Genomic DNA, 20,208 nt, shown 5'->3' with positions numbered 1-20,208 from the left:
TGTATTTCATACCTGAAGATACAAAATATCTGATCTCGTGATTCTATAAATAGGAGGTTTTTAGACAGTCTGACGGCTTGCACATATGTTCTACTGAACAGTTTTATGACTGTATAATCAAACTTAATTGTTTTATATTCGTGGATGAAATTGGTACAATCAACTAATCAATCAGATAATCGGCACTAAGCTGTTTATGCGTCATATTCGAAATCATCCATTTTGCAATAACAATATTTCAATTGAGCATTTTAAATCCGACCATACCATTGACTTTTGATACTTTTAACTGACCTCTAATCATTCCCATAGCTTCACTTTAATTGGGTAATATTTTTTACAGTTTAATAACACGCTATAAATTATATGCAAAGGTTATTTCACCCGGAAACTTTATCTTTGATTCTTTACTATTTGTATCCAGCTTTCAATCTGACGTTTCGTTTTCTTAGCATTTATCTAAACATACATGCAAGCCTATGAAACTTCTTCAGTGCAGATATGTTATTTTTTGCAAAACACAATTTAAATTCTTTAATAAGGGTCATTATTCAATTCATAACAGGTCCTTTGTATTCAGTTTGTTTTTTATGTACTTACGCATTGTATGAATAGTATTTCTATTTACAGGTGTCCAATATAATAAATAGCAACACCTTGAGTCGTTTATTTTGTCAGGTATGGAGAAGCTAAACGCCTGGAGAACAGTTGTTATATCTGATATGAGAAAGAAAATTCAAGTGTAGAAATAATAAAGCTATCTAAAAGTTTTTTTCTAAAAGTGCCTACTTAATTATAAATAATATCAATCAAGGGTTGAATTAATAAGTAAAAAAGTGACGTAAAAGTTTGATAATCAGAGTATTTAAATCGGCTAAACTCTTGAATTTCAGTACCTTAGGATTGTTTCCGAAGCAGCTTTTAGATATGATTCTCAAGGATAAGGACCACAATTTAATAAGAATATACAACTTAGTCTGTGACTATTTTGACGAATTATGATATGACTGTGAACAGTTCAGCAATAATAACAAACCAGAGTTTACTGACCAGGAGGTAATGACGATATACCTTTTCGGTATCCAATATCAAGGATAAACCAAAATAAAGCAGATTCACAAATTTGCTTGTGATTACCTATCGGATTGGTTTCCTAAGCTAGGTTCTTACCAGGCATATAACAATCGCTTAAATCGATTGGATGGTGCATTTTCCAGGTTGTCAGAGTTATTGTTTAGGGATTTCCAACCTGATGATTGCATAATCAACCAGAATTTACTGGATTCTATGCCAATCAATACTTGTTCGGGTAAACGAAATGGGAAGGTAGCACGGGAAATAACAGACAAAGGATATTGTTCCACAAAAGGGCTATACTACTATGGTATGAAGTTACACATGTTGGGTTTCAGAAGACAAGGAACTTTGCCGTTCCCTGAGCAAATACTTTATACTCCGGCATCAGTAAACGATATTAATGTCTACAAGGAAGCTTGGTCACAAATGTATGACCGGACTTTCTTTGGCGACAAAATATACATGAATCATGTATTTAATGAGCGAATGAAAATAATGTATAATTCAGAAATGTTGACTCCGATTAAGGCTGTAAAAGGCATGTCCGATATCATCAAGCAAAGGATAAAAGCTGCAGATGATTTATTTTCTACAGCTGCTTCCAGAGTGAGGCAGCCCATCGAAGCCATGTTCTCCTGGCTTATTGAGAAAACAGATATCCAGCGAGCAAGTAAGGTTAGGGCAACCAAAGGCCTGATAGTACATGCCTTTGGGAAGCTATCTGCTGCGTTTCTTAATTATGCTTTTTAACCCTTGATTCGAATAAATATTTAATTTTGCACACAACAGTGTTTTTGATGTATTATCTTAACAGAAGATGAATTCAGGAAATTCAAATCGGGCGAAACACAATTATTTAAGCAGGTTTTTGATAGCTTTTATAAAGGCTTATTTTTATTTGCTAAAAAGTATATTCATGATGATGTCGCCATTGAAGACCTTCTGCAAGAGGTTTTTACCATGCTGTGGGAGAAGAAGAACACCTTAAATGATGTTAATTCAGTGAAAGCTTTTTTGTATGTCAGTGTTCGTAATAAGGCGCTTAATACATTACGCCATCAAAAGGTAGTAGATGAACATCAACGAGAAATGATTCAAGTATTGCAAGGTGAAGACTTTTATAAGAATAATTTGATTGAAGAGGAAACTTATCGATTATTATTGGCAGCCATAGATTTGCTTCCCGAACCAACTCTGCAAATTTGCAGGATGGTAATGAATGGAGTTCGGAATGTTGATATAGCTGATGAATTGGAAATTTCTACTAGTACTGTGAAATATCATAAACGGCAGGCATTTGCTTTTCTTCGAGAAAAATTAGGAGAACAAGTGTTTTTGTTGGCCTTCCTAATAAGTTTATTTGAGAATTAAGTACTTAATAATTATTGGCTTTGGTGATTTATTCTTGTAAAATACATAGAGTCAAGTCAGAAGCTTGGTGCTTGGTTGGATGGTATATGCGATTGTTGGAAATTTATTTTAAGAAATGTTTGCAAATACCTACTGTTTTAGAGGGATAATGATATCAATTGTTCTCCATTCATTAAAGACACTCTAAAAAAAACTACATATTCATTGACCCTTTTTAGTTTTCAGGGTTCTTAGTAACTGAACAAGATATATAAATGGATAGAACAAAACAATATATTAGAATATCAGCCTTACTTGCCAAACGACAATCCAATGCCATTACCAAAAATGAAGAACAGTATTTGAAGGCATGGGTAAAAGAGGAAGAGAGCAATAAAAGCGCTCACGATTCATTTTTGTCTGATTTTAACCTGGAAAAAAAACAACAAGCTTACGATCAAATTGATGCAGATAGAGTCTGGGAGCGCATAAAAGATGAACTTCCAACAGGCTTATTTTATGTGCAAACAAAAAACATTGAGTTATGGAAGCATGTTAGCCGTATTGCTGTGGTTGTATTAATAACTTTTGGAATAGGACTTAGTATTTACATGCTTGATAAAAGATTGAGTAGTCAGGGGTATCGCTTGGCAGAACAATTGGAACCTGGCACAGAAAAAGCAATTCTGGTTATGGAAGACGGAGCAATGCATGATCTGGAATTGATGACGGATACAACATTGACTCAAAAAAATGGCTTGGCAGTATTAAATTCTAGTAAGAAGCTTTCTTATGATTTTAAACCAGAACATCAGATTAAAGAAGAAAAAATGGAGTGGCATAAGTTGATAGTTCCTCGAGGAGGTATGTATCAATTAAAATTAGCAGATGGTACAAATGTATGGTTGAATGCTGATTCTGAATTAGAGTTTACGAATTATTTTACAGGTGATGTTCGTAAAGTTAAGTTGAAAGGAGAAGCCTATTTTGAGGTATCAAAAGACTATACAAAGCCATTTGTTGTAGAAACACAAGCCATGGACGTTAGGGTATATGGTACTCAATTTAATATTAAAGCCTATGATGAAGAAAAAATAACTGAAACAACATTGTTAGAAGGTAGTGTAAAGGTTTTTTTGAAGAATGCAGGAGGCGTTCTTGATGAGCAAATGCTTAAGCCTGATATGCAGATGCATTTTGCACATGGGCAGACAAAAGGAGATATAAAAACAGTGAAGTCAGGTAATTATGCCGCATGGAAAGATGGTATGTTTCGTTTTAACAATGAGGAGTTAGGTAGTATTATTAGCCAACTGTCGCGTTGGTATAGTATTGATGTTTTTTACCAAGAACAGGATATTAAAGAAATACGCTTTACTGGCGAAATGAAACGTTTTGAGAATTTGAATACAATATTAAATCTATTAGAAATTGGCTCTGGAATTGAGTTTCAAATTGATGACAGAACATTAGTAGTGAGTAAAAAATAAAGTAATAAACTTAATAATAAAAACCCGGAGCGATGCGCCAACAACATTCCGGGTTAAAACTGAATACGAATGTATTCAATGTTGAATTTAATTCATTACAAATTTATGGAAAAAAAAATGAATTCGAACTTCCTATGGTATAATTGGAAGTATCGGAAAATCTATTGGATTATGAACAATGTGTTTATTCTTTTATTTGCGTTTCAGTTGAGCGTCTTTGCCAAAGGAATTTCTCAGGAAGTGAAAAAAGCAAGTTATAAGAATGCTACCTTGGTTGAGGTGTTTGAAGACCTTAAGGATCAATCAGGCTATGGTATACTTTACCGAATGAATGATTTATCGCCTGATGTGAGAGTAAATTTTTATAAGGAAAATTCAACAGCTACTGAGGTTCTCAATGAAGCCCTTAAGGGAACAGGTTTGAATTTCCGTGTGCAGGATGATGTTATTGTAATTTATAAAGATGCTGTTAATGCAGGTGTTCAGAATGAAAAAGTAGTAACAGGTAAGGTAACCGATGCAAGAGGCGAACCAATACCTGGAGCTAACGTTATTCTTGAAGGGTATAACACAGGAACAATCACGGATAGTAATGGTAATTTTAATCTAAAGGTATCTGAGAATACTGGAGTAATTAGAGTTTCTTTTATAGGCTTTAAAATCGAAAAAGTAAATTACCAGCTTGAAGTACCTGTGAATATTATTTTGACAGAAGACTTTGCGGATATTGGGGAAGTCCAAATCGTAGCTTATGGGGAGCAAAAGAAAAAATTAGTGTCAGGGTCTATATCTTCCATTAAGGCTGATGCTTTGGAAAATGTGCCAAGTGCGGATATTGCCTCAATGTTGCAAGGCCGTGTTGCTGGATTAGATATTCAGAATATTGGAGGTGCTCCAGGTGCTGCGCAAGTACAAACGACCATTAGAGGATATAACGACCTGCTTCGAAACGAAGGTGTTGGTTCTAAGCCATTATGGGTAGTTGACGGAATACCAATTGAAGATTTAGAAAATAGTACTTCAGGGACTAATTTTCTGAGCGAAATTGACCCTAATATGATCGAAAGCATCGAGGTGTTGAAGGATGCATCTGCCGCTTCTTTATATGGTTCACGTGCTGGTAATGGTGTGATTTTGGTTACTACCAAAACAGGTAAAAAAGGACGTACGCGCTTAACTGCCAATGTTTCTTACACACATAGTTATCGTCAGCAGTCGCCTCCTGCTTATGGCGGTGCATTGCAACGCGAGTATTATGAATTCATAAATAGAAACAATACACCGGCATGGTATAATAATACCACTGGTGAAGTAGGTTATGCGGAAGGCTACTATGATGCCTATGAAAAGGCTCATGGGCCTGATGGCTATATGTTCAGTGATTTGATTTACGATAGTTTTTGGGGGAACGGAAGAAGCTATACCGCTATAGACAGTCCCGTTTATCAGGATTCATTGAATACATTTTACAATAATGCCACTAATTGGTATGATGCCTATGATCAAAGTGGACGCGTAGTTAATGCTAATATGCAGGCTAGCGGAGGAGGTGAGACAGTGTTGTACAATATAGGTATTGGATTTTACGATGAAGAAGGAGTTGTTGTTAATACAGGGTTTACTCGTGGTAACTTAGTTTCTAATTTTACAGTTAAGCCGACCGAGAAGCTACAACTTATTTTGCGTAATAATTTAAGTTATAATCAGGTAATGGCTAATGGTGTTAATAACATTGGTATTATTGACCCATCTTTGTTAAATCAGACTCCTTATTATCCCGGACCCGGAACAAGTTTCTACAAAAGTAAAACCGATGAGTCTTTTGGGCAGGATATGAATAACGAGAATTTTACCATTCGTACCAGTTTGACCTTTCAATATGCCCTGAATGAGAATTTATCTTTTACCTCGCGTAACGGTTTTGTACTAAACTATTCTAATAATCATGGTTTTATAAACACAAGACATAATCCTTATAAAGAGTCTACTATTATGGACTACATTTCCATAAATAGGAATATGCTAACAGAGAACATGTTGAACTATACTCGATCGTTTAACGATATGCATAATTTAAGTGTATTGGCAGGGGTGACATATGAGGAACTAATTGCTAAGACCTATGCAACCAATGTAACAGGGGGTTCCAGTGATTATGTGCAATGGGTTGTTAGTAATTGGCCTGGATGGATAGATCGTGGTAATGCCACACATTCGCAAATACAATCGCTGATGTCTGTTAAAACAAACAGAACAGATGCCATTACAATAGGTTATATAGGGCGATTGAATTACGATTATTTGGAGAAGTATTTGTTTTCATTTAGTTTGCGTCGTGATGGAAGTAGTAAGTTTGGTAAGGCTATTCCATGGGGAACCTTTCCGGCAGCGAGTGTAGGTTGGATTGTGACGGAAGAGGGGTTTATGTCTGGCCTTTCATACGTCGATTTTCTTAAAATGCGTGCCTCTTATGGAGTAAGCGGGCAAACCTATAAGCAAGCGTACCTGGCATATGGTTCATATCAAGGTGGCGTAACATTTAATAATAAGCAAACCAACAATATTGTGTCAATGTATAACCCAGATCTAAGTTGGGAAAGAACTTCACAATGGGATGTTGGTTTTGACGCTGACCTGTTTAATTATCGCTTGGGTTTAACTTTTGATTATTATCTGAAAGAAACCACTGATATGATTATGCCCGTAATTACATCGGGGAATCACTCAGCTTTTGAAAAAGTATTCAGAAATTCTGCAGGTATACGTAATTCTGGTGTTGAGTTAACTTTGAAATTTGACATTTTGCGTGAGGGTGAATTTAACTATGGTTTAACAGCAAATGTGGCGCGCAACTGGAACAAGTTATTGGAAACGTTTGATGGGCGTGATTATGAAGATAAAATCATTGGTAAGCCTGTATTAGGATTATGGGGTTACGAAGAAGTAGGAATTGCTCAATCCTATGATGATATTCCTTATTGGTATGATAATTTAGGAGTAAAGCGTTATTTACAGGCAGGTTCCTCAAAGCCGATGCAGCCCGGTGATATGATTTATGAAGACCAAAATGGAGATAACCGGATAAATTCAGACGATCTGGTTTATTTGGGTTCATCTTTACCAACTTTGGTAGGTGGGTTTGTTCATGAAGTTAGCTATAAAAATTGGGATTTAAGTGTTTTAATGAATTATAGTCTGGGACGCAAAGGGTTCGAAACCATTGGACTAGGTGGGCTCAGTCCACGTTTATTAAATATGTCGCAGGTATTGAGAGTAGATCCAACAGGTGCTGATTTCTGGACGCCTGAAAATACTAATGCAACATTACCATCTTATTATAAAACGGCATCACCATACAACTATGGAACGTTTACGACAAATGATGTAGCTAATCTGGATTATTTCAAAATTAAAACTATCACCTTATCGTATAATTTCGATAAAAAGATGTGTGAAAGCATGGGCTTAGGTGGGCTAAAGGCTTTTTTTACAGCAGATAATGTGTATTCGTTTCATAATTTGCCACGTTATATTGATCCAGAAAATATTAATCCGCATAGTAACACCTATACATTTTCTAATTATCCTTTCCCTACTAAATTAACACTTGGATTAACGGCTAATTTCTAATAATAATGAAGAAGTATATAATTTATTTATTTAGTCTGAGTTTAATTCTGTCATCATGCACAGATATGCTCGATATTGAGCCTGAAAACTCTATCACTCATTACAATTACTTTAAAAGTGAGAAGGATTTAATGAGTCTGACATACAGTATGCAAAATCAATTAAAAGAAGCCTATTTCAGTAATATGCGTATTGCTGAACGGGGGATGGTACAAGCGCACCCTAATCAATTGCCAAAGCAAATTGATTATCAGTTAATTCTAAAAATTGCTCAGTGGAGTGGTATTGAACGTGATCAGCATTGGGGATACTACTACAAAGTGATTGCTACAGCTAACCTTATTATTGAAAATGTCGATGCTGTGCCAATGGAAGACAAACGTAAAGAGTTCTACAAAGGTGTAGCACTGTTTACTCGTGGTTTTTCTTATTTTAATCTGGTACGTAGTTTTGGTGATTGTATCTATATTACTGAGGTAGATGATATTGAATCAAAGAAGTCTACCCCTTGGAGGCATGTTCTGGATTTGGCTATAGCCGACGTGGAAGAAAGTGCGAAATACCTTGATATCTGGAGTAAACAAGTGGATGAAGTGGGAGCAGCACTAATTACACGCCAGATTCCTGGTGTAGGTGCTGCATATGCTGTATTAGCACATATGCATGCTTGGATGGCCACCTTTGGTGGGCAAGAAAATGAATATCTTGAAAAAGCGATTGAGTATACAAACTTGGTTATTAACGGAGATGAGCGGGGACCTGAGTTTGGATTGGAATCAAACTATGAAGATGTATGTCAACAAAGTATGATTGGAAAGGGGTCCGAAGTAGTTTACTTAATTGATACCAATCATGAAGATGGATTGTACTTATTCGAGATTCAAGGACTTACGTTAATTGATGATTATACAGCTTATCCTGTTGAGCCATTTAGTAGTCCAAATGATAACGTAAACTTAAGACGTGGTATCACCAATGCTAAAGTGGCTGAACTATATCCTGATAGAGATGCAAGGGCACATTCTTACTTTTATAAATATGGACAACCCGATGCTGACATGAATGCATTGGATTTAGCATATGTATACAAACGCCGGGATCCCTTAGTGGTTTTTAATCCTAATTACAATAGCGACCGCTATGTCCGTACAAAAGGTGATTATCCTGTATTTCGTTTATCAGGCATTATTTTGTTACGAGCTGAGTTACTGGCATTAGCGGGACAAGATGGAGCTGCCATTGAAGATTTGAATACTATCCGTATTCGTGCAGGAATTGATGTATTTAACTCCGGAAATGAAATCTTGGAAGATGCTATTTTTAGGGAAAGAGAGCGGGAGTTATTGCTCGAAGGCCATCGTTATTTTGACATCTTACGTGGTAAGAGGTATTTTGAATTACTGCACGGAGATATAAAAGATGTAACCGAGCAGGATGTAGAAGACGGCGCATTATTCTTTCCCTATAACATTCATGCTACATACAATAATACACTATTAAAACAAATGCCATTCTGGAGTAAATATTTCTAATTATGAAAAAGATAGTTTTTTTGATGCTGTTAGTTGTATTGGTATCATCATGTAAAAAAGATAATTTCCATTACGATAGATTAGCGGAGGCCAAATTCGATGGTAATATAATGGATTACTTAAGGTCAGATGATTATAACTGGAGCATGACCGTTGAAATGATTGAACGAGCAGCTACAAATCCTGGTGATGAATATTTAATTGATTTGTTTGAAGGAACATCAGATTTAGCTGATTCAATTACATTCTTTGGATTTACAAATCATTCAATCCGTCGCTGGATGTATGATCCAAATCCATGGATTATGATTCCTAATGATGGGGCACCCGGTCGATTTCCTAAGGATGTATACCAAGAAGTTAGTCAAATTCCTGTGGAGTTGTGTGCATACTTTGTCAAATCGCATATATTACTTGGTGCCCGTAATAAAGGTTCATTTAATAAGGGTTATATAGACTATACAATTGGTGATATTGTTGGCAAAACACAATTAGATATGTTATACGGCAACTCAATCTTTGCATGGAAAGAGGACCCTAATACAACTGATGCACCTGGGTTATACCCTGTGACCTTAAAAGTAAGAAATGTGTTAAGATACACCGAGGTAGTAATTGCAAGTGCAGATATTCATCCAAGCAATGGCTATGTTCATTCTTTGTCATATAAATACACTATTGGACAGATAAATTATTAATATTATGAGATTTATATATATAAGCTTGTTTGCATTATTATTTGCATCCTGCGAAGAGATTACCGTTGGTTATCTTGATGCTGAAAATGCCACTTATGGGATCGACAGTTTGGTGATTGATAAGGCTGCCATTATTAAAATTGATGATGATTTGACTGTGACTTCAGAAATCTATTATGCTGATCTTGTGAGTGAATTTTATCGTTTAATCTATACCGTTGATGTATATGATGATTTTGACCAATTAGAAAATGGCTATTTAGAGCTATTAACAAAGACTGACCACCTACTTACACCTGCTGAGTTACAAAATGTAAATGGAATTTATTTGGATGTTCTTTATGTGAAAAGCGAGGCTGATAAAGGTAATCCTGATTTGTATAAATACAAGATTAAGAGTTCTTTTAGTTCAATAAGATATTATCTTAGCACCTATATCGAAACGCGTTTAAAACGTCATATCAATAATGTGCCATGGGTTACTAATGCCATACAGGGGATTGAAGGAACTTTTCCTTTGCGTTTTGAAATCGATAATATTCGTTCGGTTGATTATGAAGCAAATGCAAGTGAAATGCTAGATTTATTTGCTGATCCAGATGCTGAAAAATATACCGGCATAAGGGGGAATGGCAGTATTCAGGTTCCATATCGCACAACATTACCTAATGATACATATGTACTGGATGTTAAAATAAGTAACGAAGGAAGGCAATATGTGCAAAAAGAAGTGTTAAGAATAATCATAAAATAATACTAAAGCTGCACAGGAGTGCAGCTCTTTAATTTTTGTTTATGAAACAACTGTTTTTGTTAATCACCTCTACTCTTCTTGCCTGGCAAATGCAGGCAAATAGTTCAGGTGATATCATTAAAGGTAAGCTTGATAACGGCTTTACTTACTATATATACAAAACAAAAGCCAAGCCCGGTAAAGCTACTTTTTATTTTATTCAGAAAGCGGGTGCTATCCTGGAGGAGGATTATGAAGATGGTTTGGCCCACTTTTTAGAGCACATGGCTTTTAATGGCACCCGGCATTTTGAGGCCAATACCATTGGTAAGCATTTTAGTCAGTATGGCATCATTCGCGGACGTAACATCAATGCGTATACGGGCATTGATCAAACTGTGTATTTTGTCAATAATGTACCCACCAATAACGATGCTGCTGTTAACGATGTGTTGAACCTCACCAGTGACTGGTCGGATGCCATATTGCTCACCGAAAAAGATGTGAATGAGGAACGGGGCGTGATCATCGAAGAGCACCGAAAGGTGATGCGTGGTACTAAAAAAAAGATCAATGCATTTAAGTTGGCCCGATACAATGATACCCGCTGGAGCCACCGCTCCATTATTGGTAACCTGGCTGTATTGGAGAATTTTAAGGTCGAAACCATCCGCGATTTTTATCAAAAGTGGTATCGTCCCGATATGCAGAGTCTGGTTGTATATGGTGATGTGAATGTCGGTAAAATAGAGGACGCTATTAAAGCCCGGTTCGAGGCTAAAAAAGTACCGACTGGGGCACTGGCTATGCCAGTTATTACAGTGCCTGATAACACGGATTTACTGACGGTTACCTACAAGGAAGATGATATTAAGAGTACCTCATATCATTACGAGCTTCGGGTTAAGACGCCCTATGAGAAAAGTAGTCTGGATTATAAAAAGTATCTACTGAAGCGAAACTTTTTGAGCAACTTAATAAAAAACGATATCTCCAGGATGATTGAAGCCGGTCCTATTCCGTTTACGATGCTGCAAGTAGCTCTGGAAGATTTGAAGGGCGATTATGAAGCCATTCGCTTCTCGATAATGCCTAAAGCAGGCAAAGACGCTGAGGCGATGCATTATGTGGCCAGCTATATCAACGCCTTAAAGGACCATCCGTTTACTGAAGAACAATTTGAAATACAAAAGCAACGCTGGCTGACATACTATGCAACGCAGCTTGAAACTGATGCACCGTTGAGCGAGGAAGCCTTTATGCAAAAAATAAAAGATGAGTTTTTGAATGGGCAGGTTTTTCAGGATAGCCATACAGAGGCGCGGGAGATGATCGCCCTGATCGAAGCTTTAAGTTTCGATGCCTTGAAGGCTTATGTGGATGCCATTGATTATACTAAAAATGCCAGTATTTTGATGGAAGGCAACACTAACGCGACTTTTCTGACCGTAGAAGAGCTGAAAGCGGCTTTGCAGACAGACGAAAAATGGCAGCGCCCGGCAATTAATTGCAATAAGCCATTGTTGAGTGCGCTGCCGGCTCCTGTTGAATCATTGCAAATGCAGAAAATGGGTAAGTATGGTGCCATCAAATATATTTTACCCAACAACCTGATAGTACTGTATAAAAAGGATCCTAAAATTGAGGACCGGGTGCTGATTTATGCAAAAAGCCCTGGCGGCACCAGCGTTATTCCGGAGCAGGATTTACCGGCTAGCTTGCTTATTGATAAACAGCACATGTTTGGGCTGGGGAATTTAAGTACCATTGAATATGCTAAGCTTATTGCGCAAAAACAGGTTAAAAGTCAGGTTTACCTCACAGAACAAACTGAGCGTTTACAAGGCGGTTGTCATAAAGACAGTCTGGATGACCTGATGCAGGTTATTTATGCCCAGTTTGAACAGCCCCGGTTCGACGAAGCAAAGCTACAGGAGTTCATCGCTGCCGGTTTGGCGAGTTTAAAACAAACTAAATCAATTGAAGAGCTGATGCAGGCTGACTTTAACAGTATACTGCTGAATGGAGATAAACGTTATGTGAAGGCTGACGAGTCGTATTACAATAATTTGAACCTGGCTGCTATTGAACGCGTGTACAAAGCGCGCATTGGTGATGCCAGTGACTGGACCTTTTTCATCACGGCCAATTTAAAGCCGGAAGTCATTGAAGGTTATCTTAAAACATACTTGGCCAATATTACTGACATCGATCGCTGTGATGCGCCGATAGACTATCCGTACCTGTTTCCAAAGGGCTACAATGAAAAAACATTTGAATATGTTACCGATCAAAAAGAAGCCATCAATCTGATTGTATACAACAAGCAGGTGGCGTATACCAACCAGGAGCAGATCAGTCATGCCATCATCAAATCCTTTGTGCACAATGAACTGGTACGCATCATCCGGGAGAAGGAAGGCGGTACGTATAAGATTTCTGTGGAACAGCGCCATGAAAAGGAGATGGGCAATTGTCTCATGACCTCTGTACAGTTTCTATGTGCGCCCGAACGTGCGCAGGATTTAAAAGTCAAAGTGGCCATGGTGATGAACGCTATTCTGCAGAGTGGAGTGTCGCCAACTCATTTTGAGGAGTCGGTTACAAAAATCCGTCAGACCTTGCTAAAAGATCTAAAGTATAAAGATGACTGGATGGTGGATGTAGAGTATGCCTTGAAAGGTGAAAAGAACACGACGGCTGCCAAGTATAAATTGAAAGTCATTAATAAATTAACCTTGGCTGATGTCAATAAAATAATGCAGAACTATTTTAATGGAGCAGATATACTCAATTTGACATTTAAATCGGAAATGTAAATTTTACACAGTCCGAATTATAGAAGTAAAAAACTCCACCCTAAGGGCGGAGCTTTGATATAACCCCCAAAGGGGGATGAAATTGCCTTATGCCTCCAAAGGAGGCAAGGCGATTGTCGTCTTCGGTTATTAATACTATTTATTGGGCTCGCGTTCTTCTTGATATTTCACATACTTTCTGATCATTTCCTCGTCCAAACCAACTGTATCAACACAATAACCTCGTGCCCAAAAATGATTGCCCCAATACAGTTTCTGTTTTAATGATTTATACTTCTGAAATATACGGATTGAAGTTTGTCCTTTTACTTTAACAACAAATGACGATATGGATACTTTGGGTGGAACACTTGCTAACAAATGGACGTGATCTATTTGTACATTGAGTTCATCGACTAACCCTCCCTGTTGTTCCACAAATTGATGAATACTTCGCTCTATATCTGCTTTGATTTCACCCTTTAAGATTCTATATCTATATTTGGGTGTCCACACTATATGATAGTTACAATACCATACACTGTGTGATAACTTTTTAAATCTGCTCATGACTAGTTTCTTTCTGTTGAAAACGACAGACGAAAAGTAGTCATGAGTTTTTAACGGCAAAGCCTATATTGGTGGAGGGTGTCCAAAAACGGATGCCCTCTTTTGTATTCATAATCAATACGAATTGTTCCCTTCGCGCCTTGATGAGTTTATTCCCGAGAACGCACCGGTTCGTATAGTCAGTCAAGTAGTGGAAGAGCTCGATATAGACGGTATAGTAAAGAGTTATAAAGCTGGTGGTTGTAAAGGTTATCATCCACGAATGCTGCTAAAAGTGTTGTTTTATAGCTATCTAAGTAATGTGTTTTCATGCCGTAAGATGGAGCAGGCCCTAACAGAAAGTATTGCTTATATGTGGCTAAGCGGCAAACAGTTTCCGAAGCATTCGTGCATTAACGATTTTAGAAGTAAGCGCCTGAAAAAGCACATTCATAAACTGTTTACCCAAGTTGTTCTCATCCTGGTTGATTTGGGGTATGTGAGCCTGGATGTACAGTATATTGATGGTACTAAGATTGAAAGCAAGGCCAACCGCTATAGTTTTGTTTGGCGCAAGTCTGTGGAAAAGTACAAAGTCAGTCTGGAGAAGAAGATTGCTAACATTCTGGAGCAGATTGAGCAGGGCATTGCTGACGACAATCAAAGTCATGATGACGAACCTCGCCCCTTTGATTCCAACGAACTCAAAAAGCGGATTGCACAAATCAAGCAGTCAGAGAAAGCACGGGAAAAACCGGTTAAGAAGCTGGTAAAAGAGTTGGAGAATAAGCACCTGCCCAAGCTTGAAGAATATGAACAAAAGCTCGAAGACATTGGTGACAACCGCAATTCCTGTTCTAAAACCGACAAGGAAGCCACCTTCATGCGGATGAAAGAAGACCACATGAAGAACGGCCAGTTAAAGCCGGCTTACAATGTGCAGATGAGTACCGAGAACCAGTTTATTACTCATTATGGCATTTATCAGAATCCGACCGACACACGCACCTTTATTGATTATCTCACGGGGTTTCAGACCCGCTACAATAAGCAATCTAAAGAGGTTGTAGCCGATAGTGGCTATGGCAGCGAAGAAAACTATGAGCATCTTGAAAAAGAGAAAATTGAGCACTATGTGAAGTTCAACTATTTTCATGCAGAACAAAAGAAAGCATTTAAAACCAATCCCTATAAAGTAGAGAATCTGCATTACAATACAGTTGGCGATTACTTTGTATGCCCGATGGGGCAGCACATGCATTTTGTTACAGAGTACGCAAAACAAAATACCCATGGCTATAAAAGTACACTTAGAAAGTATAGGGCAAAAAACTGCAGTAAGTGCCACATCAGAGGCCGATGCTTCAAAGGCAAAGGCAACCGCAGCATTGAAGTAAACTTTAGACTGAGAGCTTACAAGCAACAAGCCAGAGAAGCGCTGAATAGTGATAAAGGCCTACAACACCGAAGTAAACGCCCCATTGAGCCAGAGGCCGTCTTTGGTCAGATAAAATACAACAAAGGGTTTAATCGGTTTAAATTAAAAGGGCTCGATGGTGTTGGCCTGGAGTTTGGCCTGGTGGCGATTGCTTTAAATATTAGTAAAATGACCAAAAAGCTGAAGAAAAAGGCTCTAAATGCCTCTGTTTTATTCATAAAAAGACTATTAGCTATCGTATTAAGCTGTAAACATAAATATCAGTCCGCTCACAACTTCATAGCAGCATAACAATTAGACCAAAGCAATTTAATTTATAAGCACAAAAAAAGAGGATGTCTCAATTTTGGACACCCTCTTTATTTTTGAATAAATATTCATAGGGTTAAGCTTGGTTAGAGCTTGACCCTTTATAGTCTACCTTATATTTCGCAGAGTTCTCTTATTGTGAATTATTTCTATATGACATTGTAGCCTAAGGAAATATCATTTAAAGAGGCTGGGGTTAATTAAATCTGTTCAGGATGTGGAGGTCTGCCTTTGCGACAGCATACAAGAGTATGCAGCTTCATTCCATAATAATACAATCCCTTTGTTGAGCAGAATCCCTTATCGGTTATTTCCTGAGCACTTGTCAGAGCATCTAATAATTGGCATTGAATCCAACAAGCTCTGATCAAAAAGTCAATCACTAGGCGCATAGACGGTTATTAACAACTCAATCAGTCTAGAGAATGCTTCCTTAATCCTGTTGATGCGATTTATAAATGACTGATAACTTGTTGTTTTGGAAAACCAATCCTTTAAGTATTCATTTACAAAGCGGTGAATATGTTTGATTGTTGTATGGCCTTTATAACGTATTGCATAAAGATAAAAAGTCATTATCTCTTGATCAGCAAACTCTGGCTTATTGTTATAATTGAACCGTTCACAGTTATATTGTAACTCTTCAAAATAATCACAGATGAGAAAACATATTCTTACTAGCTTGTCGTCTTTATCCTTGGAAATCATATCTACAAAAGCTTCTAAATGCAGTTTAAAACTCAGAATATTAATGATATAATAGGATTTCACTTGTTGTTTTGTAATCGTTTATATCATTTTCTTGTAGATTATTTCCCCTATTGATTCGCATAATTAACTCAAATCGAGCTTAGGTTAATCGTTCGAGGAAAAGAAAAGACGAAAACAAAATTTGGATCTCAAATCGATAAGTTAATGGGCTACGTCGATTCTAACAATTCAGTATGTAGGCAATGAAATGTAGCCTTATGTTTTAGGGGTTTGCTAAAAGTGAGTACATAGAACTTAGTATACAGGTTGAATAGTAAAACTTACTAATTTCGAAAATCATATGAATGAATACAAACAGGTTTACTATCAATTTTATGGCTTTTAATACTCAATCAGGAGATTTATTTGATTAAAAAGACGATTAAAATGCCTCAGTCATATTAAAATAAATGAGGGTTTGATTGGACTTGAATCCACGTCCGACATCCAATCGAAAGTTCATACGAGGCTGTAACTCTATGCGTAAGCCAAGTCCAGCATTTGGCAATACACCTTCGATATCAAATGGAGAAGATCCCATAAAGCCAGCTCCTGCCCACCCAGCAAAACCAATATGTTTCCATAAACGACCAATTTTGCCACTTCCGGTGTTAAACATGTGTCGGTATTCAGCTACGAACACATTCCCCGCTGCATCACGGAATTGACCGCTGTAATAACCACGCAAATCAAATGGCGTGCCAATGCGCTGCATGCGTGTTGGCGGTACATCACCAAAACTGTACTTACTACTGATGTTCCAGGCTAAAATTCTACGCGGTCCGAAAGGCCTTATAGACTGATATTGGCGGTATTCCAACGCATAGGTACCAAATTGCACATCACTTCCCAACCAGTTATCTGCATAAGTAACTTTTACATCAAGAAATATCCCTTTGTAGGCATTTGCTGGTACATCCCTGGTGTCATATGAAAGACTAAAGCCAATGCTATTGGTAGTCATCACATAGCCTGTTTCAGTTCCTCCATATCTCGCGTAATAAGGATCGTCAACTATGCCTTTTGATGGTTTATTTATTTGTTCATGCACGAAATCAATCATTGGACCAAGGTAAAAGCGACTGTGCCCTAGCTTCAACAGAATAACTGGGTTGAACTGAAAGAGTATTCCATCAAAAGCGGTTGTAGAATCACTTCTTATTGTATGAAGAGCGTTCTGGTAACCGACTCCATAATAATGATCAGGGCTTTGTCTATATGATAGCTGGCCTGTAATCCTTAAGCGATCAGCGTTAAAAAATAATTGTGGACGGCTTGAAAGAGTTATGCCACCCCCATTTGATAAGATGATGCCAAATGCAAGAGGAACAACTGACCGCGGTTTAAGAGTATCAAGCCTGTTGATATCAAATGTTGCCAGCATACTACCCCCAATAAGTAAACCGGTTTCCGGAGAATACCCAGGACCACCTAATATACTGAAGCGTGCATTGCGTTGCTCTTTCCTTGCAAGCCTTAAACTATCCTTTTGTGCAGAAATACTTACTAAGTTTCCATATAGTAAGACGCATATTAGAAAAGCAGTTAATTGTTTCAATGCAGGTTAATAGATTAATTCAACATTTCTTATTTCTAAGGTTGAACCGTCATGACCTTTTGACGGATTAACTCCGGCTCCTTTATAACGATATCCTCCAGCACTTGCCGTAAAATTGAGCGATAAATGTGTTGGTGTATCTGTATTGTTCCCCCATATTTCTAAGATGCGTTGGGTTGTATATTTCCAATTAGAACTATTGCCTGTTTCCTGTATTGGAGGGCCATTGACTCCAGATTCAGGATCTGTATAGAATTGATGCACCCATATTGGTGCCCAGGGCTTGTTAATGCCAGCTACACGATATGAAAAGGGATCAGCTTCGATACTATTTTCAATCTCTTGACGTCCATAATAAAATGTTATTTCGTGGCTTCTCCATTCTTCTACTGTTTCTGAACTGATAAAGCCCGCTGAACCAATCCGATAAAACTTAGTATTAGCCGGGTTTTGTTGATCGTAAACACGTTTATGAAGAATGGCCCATATTTCCATGGAGTCAGTCTCATTTCGTTCTTCAGCGACCCACTTGGTGACACCACTTCCCTGCACCCACTCAACTACCTGTGTGCCCGGCTTATACTTGTATTCAAATCGCAATCCCTTAGGTTTATAAACAAACGGTATTCCATGATCTGTATTATTGCGTTGTTTGTCTCGAGGAAGAAAATTAGCACCGTTTGCTCTAAATGCACCCACAAAAATAGTTGCCGCTGCAATACCTGAACCTACTGTACTTCCTGCAACACCATTATAAAGAGTTGTAAGTGTAACATGGCCGTTAGGATATGGAAATTCAGAGGGAATGCACGTTGCTTTATTAAGAACTGCCGCCACTACATTAGTGTTAGCCCAAGGGGTGTATTGCCCTTCTTCCCCTACTGAAAAGTAATTGTTACCATCACTAAATTGACCAATTGGAAACCAGTAATTTGTTAATGAACCATATTTAATTTGACGCTCAAACTCACCTACACTCATAGAAACATCCAGCTGTCTTCGGTCAATACCATTTTCGGCCACAACCCAAAAGGTTTGAATATCATTGAAATCGTATATCGTTCGATAATCTGGTTCGACCCATGCCAATGATGGAATAGTAATACTTTGAATTTGGATGCTATCCAATGAAGAGTTGGGGGGCAAGCTTACAAAAGCCTGATCAGGACTACTTTCGGTGCCATCTCCCCATTGAATATCTCCCTGTAAAGTGGTTCCTGGATTTATTGGATTTACAACATATATTCCGGTCGGTCTGTTGCGTTTTGATTTCTCAAACACATCTTCATCTATACAAGACATCAACCCCAATAAAAATATAGTAACTACAGTAAAGATTTTCATAACAAACGTATAATTAATTATTTCCAAAAAAATAATAAGTAAATCCAACTTGTACATTCAGCACACTGATACCATCGCGAAAGGTAAATTTTTTAGAATTACCTTCATCTACTTTGTCTTTTAAAACGTCCTTCCATTTGTATTCCACCCCAATTGCTCCCAATTGTAATTCAAACGCAAGTTTTGGTGATGTAAAATAGGTGAAACCCAAGCCAACACCTGCACCCATCCCAGATGTTTCTGAGAAAATAGTAGAAATGCTCTCATCGGCCATGCCAGGATTACGAGTAGCCCGCTGATAACTAGTACTAATACTATAAAATACTGAAGTTTCAGAGGCAACGTAAAAATTTCCGCTTTTGCCAATTGGTACATAGTTACGCATAAAAATGTGACTTTCATAGCGATCTCTAACCACCTGTGTTCTGTATGTTGTTGCATTAAATGAGATATTTAAAAAATCTGCTTCCAGAGTTTGTTGATTCTTCACATAGCTGTATTTTCCTCGATAGCCGAATGAGGTAACGGGATTAATAAAATAACCACCAATAAAAGAGACATTAAAATTTTGCTTGTCTACATCAATAAGGTCGACATTAGCTATAATAAAGTCATTTTCACCCTCTAAGCCACCAAAGCTTAAATTACCACCTATAAAGAAATCTCCTTTTTCAAATTTAGAATCCTTCTTAATATTAAACTCCCGTAAAGATGCTTTGTGAGTACTATCATTAGGGACTTTGTATTGTTCTTGCGAATAACTTGAGTGCAGACTAATCATAAATACCCCAATAATTATTAGAATTCTATAAACAAATTGATATATCATGGCGATATAATTTTTTATTGCAAAAAGTATTTAAAGGCATAAACTTCGTATAAAAAGAAAACAAAGTCAATTTCTAACGCTAGAATCATCGGGGAGTAATATATTGTTAAGGTTATTGTAGTG

General features: G+C 37.5%; 13 protein-coding genes. 9 read left to right on the top strand and 4 right to left on the bottom strand.

Annotated elements, in window-relative coordinates; translation table 11 throughout:
* Positions 1–1,287: 1,287 nt before the first annotated feature.
* From ACRD7A_RS16820 to ACRD7A_RS16785, 8 genes are all read left to right on the top strand, one after another.
* On the top strand, positions 1,288–1,827 hold the full coding sequence (locus ACRD7A_RS16820) for a transposase (protein WP_430812425.1): 540 nt from the start codon (positions 1,288–1,290) through the stop codon (positions 1,825–1,827).
* A gap of 51 nt (positions 1,828–1,878) precedes the next feature.
* Positions 1,879–2,448: an RNA polymerase sigma-70 factor gene (locus ACRD7A_RS16815; RefSeq protein ID WP_430817958.1), complete on the top strand. Its 570-nt coding sequence runs from the start codon at positions 1,879–1,881 to the stop codon at positions 2,446–2,448.
* Positions 2,449–2,702: 254 nt separating this feature from the next.
* Positions 2,703–3,917 carry a FecR family protein gene (locus ACRD7A_RS16810; protein WP_430812388.1) on the top strand — a complete coding sequence of 405 codons (1,215 nt, stop codon included), beginning with the start codon at positions 2,703–2,705 and terminating at the stop codon, positions 3,915–3,917.
* A 171-nt stretch (positions 3,918–4,088) separates the two neighbouring features.
* Positions 4,089–7,547 carry a SusC/RagA family TonB-linked outer membrane protein gene (locus ACRD7A_RS16805; protein WP_430812389.1) on the top strand — a complete coding sequence of 1,153 codons (3,459 nt, stop codon included), beginning with the start codon at positions 4,089–4,091 and terminating at the stop codon, positions 7,545–7,547.
* A 5-nt stretch (positions 7,548–7,552) separates the two neighbouring features.
* The gene (locus tag ACRD7A_RS16800; RefSeq protein ID WP_430812390.1) at positions 7,553–9,079 is read left to right on the top strand and encodes a RagB/SusD family nutrient uptake outer membrane protein; all 1,527 of its coding nucleotides are present in this window, start codon (positions 7,553–7,555) and stop codon (positions 9,077–9,079) included.
* 2 nt (positions 9,080–9,081) lie between these two features.
* The gene (locus ACRD7A_RS16795) at positions 9,082–9,777 is read left to right on the top strand and encodes a hypothetical protein (RefSeq protein ID WP_430812391.1); all 696 of its coding nucleotides are present in this window, start codon (positions 9,082–9,084) and stop codon (positions 9,775–9,777) included.
* A 4-nt stretch (positions 9,778–9,781) separates the two neighbouring features.
* The gene (locus ACRD7A_RS16790; protein WP_430812392.1) at positions 9,782–10,531 is read left to right on the top strand and encodes a hypothetical protein; all 750 of its coding nucleotides are present in this window, start codon (positions 9,782–9,784) and stop codon (positions 10,529–10,531) included.
* 41 nt (positions 10,532–10,572) lie between these two features.
* Complete coding sequence (locus tag ACRD7A_RS16785; protein WP_430812393.1) at positions 10,573–13,329, top strand: M16 family metallopeptidase; 2,757 nt, start codon at positions 10,573–10,575, stop codon at positions 13,327–13,329.
* Between the two features lie 135 nt (positions 13,330–13,464).
* On the opposite strand, the gene tnpA is transcribed toward ACRD7A_RS16785, so the two are convergent.
* The gene (gene tnpA / locus ACRD7A_RS16780; protein WP_430812394.1) at positions 13,465–13,878 is read right to left on the bottom strand and encodes an IS200/IS605 family transposase; all 414 of its coding nucleotides are present in this window, start codon (positions 13,876–13,878) and stop codon (positions 13,465–13,467) included.
* Positions 13,879–13,945: 67 nt separating this feature from the next.
* Here tnpA and ACRD7A_RS16775 point away from each other — a divergent pair, with 67 nt between their 5' ends.
* Positions 13,946–15,586: an IS1182 family transposase gene (locus ACRD7A_RS16775; protein WP_430817957.1), complete on the top strand. Its 1,641-nt coding sequence runs from the start codon at positions 13,946–13,948 to the stop codon at positions 15,584–15,586.
* A gap of 1,150 nt (positions 15,587–16,736) precedes the next feature.
* On the opposite strand, the gene ACRD7A_RS16770 is transcribed toward ACRD7A_RS16775, so the two are convergent.
* The 3 genes from ACRD7A_RS16770 to ACRD7A_RS16760 are packed head-to-tail and all read right to left on the bottom strand — an operon-like array spanning position 16,737 to position 20,085.
* On the bottom strand, positions 16,737–17,912 hold the full coding sequence (locus ACRD7A_RS16770) for a BamA/TamA family outer membrane protein (protein WP_430812395.1): 1,176 nt from the start codon (positions 17,910–17,912) through the stop codon (positions 16,737–16,739).
* Between the two features lie 6 nt (positions 17,913–17,918).
* Entirely contained in the window at positions 17,919–19,313 is a 1,395-nt protein-coding gene (locus ACRD7A_RS16765) for a PCMD domain-containing protein (protein ID WP_430812396.1), read from the bottom strand.
* Positions 19,270–20,085 (bottom strand): hypothetical protein, encoded by an 816-nt coding sequence (locus ACRD7A_RS16760; RefSeq protein WP_430812397.1) that lies wholly within the window; start codon positions 20,083–20,085, stop codon positions 19,270–19,272. Before ACRD7A_RS16760 ends, ACRD7A_RS16765 begins: the two co-directional genes overlap by 44 nt.
* Positions 20,086–20,208 lie beyond the last annotated feature (123 nt).

Source organism: Carboxylicivirga longa (genome assembly GCF_050589825.1).
In the GTDB taxonomy this organism is placed as follows: Bacteria; Bacteroidota; Bacteroidia; order Bacteroidales; family Marinilabiliaceae; genus Carboxylicivirga; species Carboxylicivirga longa.
Note: the sequence above shows the minus strand (reverse complement) of the source record. Positions and strands in the feature narration are given on the sequence as shown.

Coding starts and splice junctions, on each gene's coding strand:
- ACRD7A_RS16785 (WP_430812393.1), top strand. CDS start 10,573: ATGAAACAACTGTTTTTGTTAATCACCTCTACTCTTCTTGCCTGGCAA.
- ACRD7A_RS16810 (WP_430812388.1), top strand. CDS start 2,703: ATGGATAGAACAAAACAATATATTAGAATATCAGCCTTACTTGCCAAA.
- ACRD7A_RS16805 (WP_430812389.1), top strand. CDS start 4,089: ATGAACAATGTGTTTATTCTTTTATTTGCGTTTCAGTTGAGCGTCTTT.
- ACRD7A_RS16790 (WP_430812392.1), top strand. CDS start 9,782: ATGAGATTTATATATATAAGCTTGTTTGCATTATTATTTGCATCCTGC.
- ACRD7A_RS16800 (WP_430812390.1), top strand. CDS start 7,553: ATGAAGAAGTATATAATTTATTTATTTAGTCTGAGTTTAATTCTGTCA.
- tnpA (WP_430812394.1), bottom strand. CDS start 13,878: ATGAGCAGATTTAAAAAGTTATCACACAGTGTATGGTATTGTAACTAT.
- ACRD7A_RS16795 (WP_430812391.1), top strand. CDS start 9,082: ATGAAAAAGATAGTTTTTTTGATGCTGTTAGTTGTATTGGTATCATCA.
- ACRD7A_RS16760 (WP_430812397.1), bottom strand. CDS start 20,085: ATGATATATCAATTTGTTTATAGAATTCTAATAATTATTGGGGTATTT.
- ACRD7A_RS16765 (WP_430812396.1), bottom strand. CDS start 19,313: ATGTACAAGTTGGATTTACTTATTATTTTTTTGGAAATAATTAATTAT.
- ACRD7A_RS16820 (WP_430812425.1), top strand. CDS start 1,288: ATGCCAATCAATACTTGTTCGGGTAAACGAAATGGGAAGGTAGCACGG.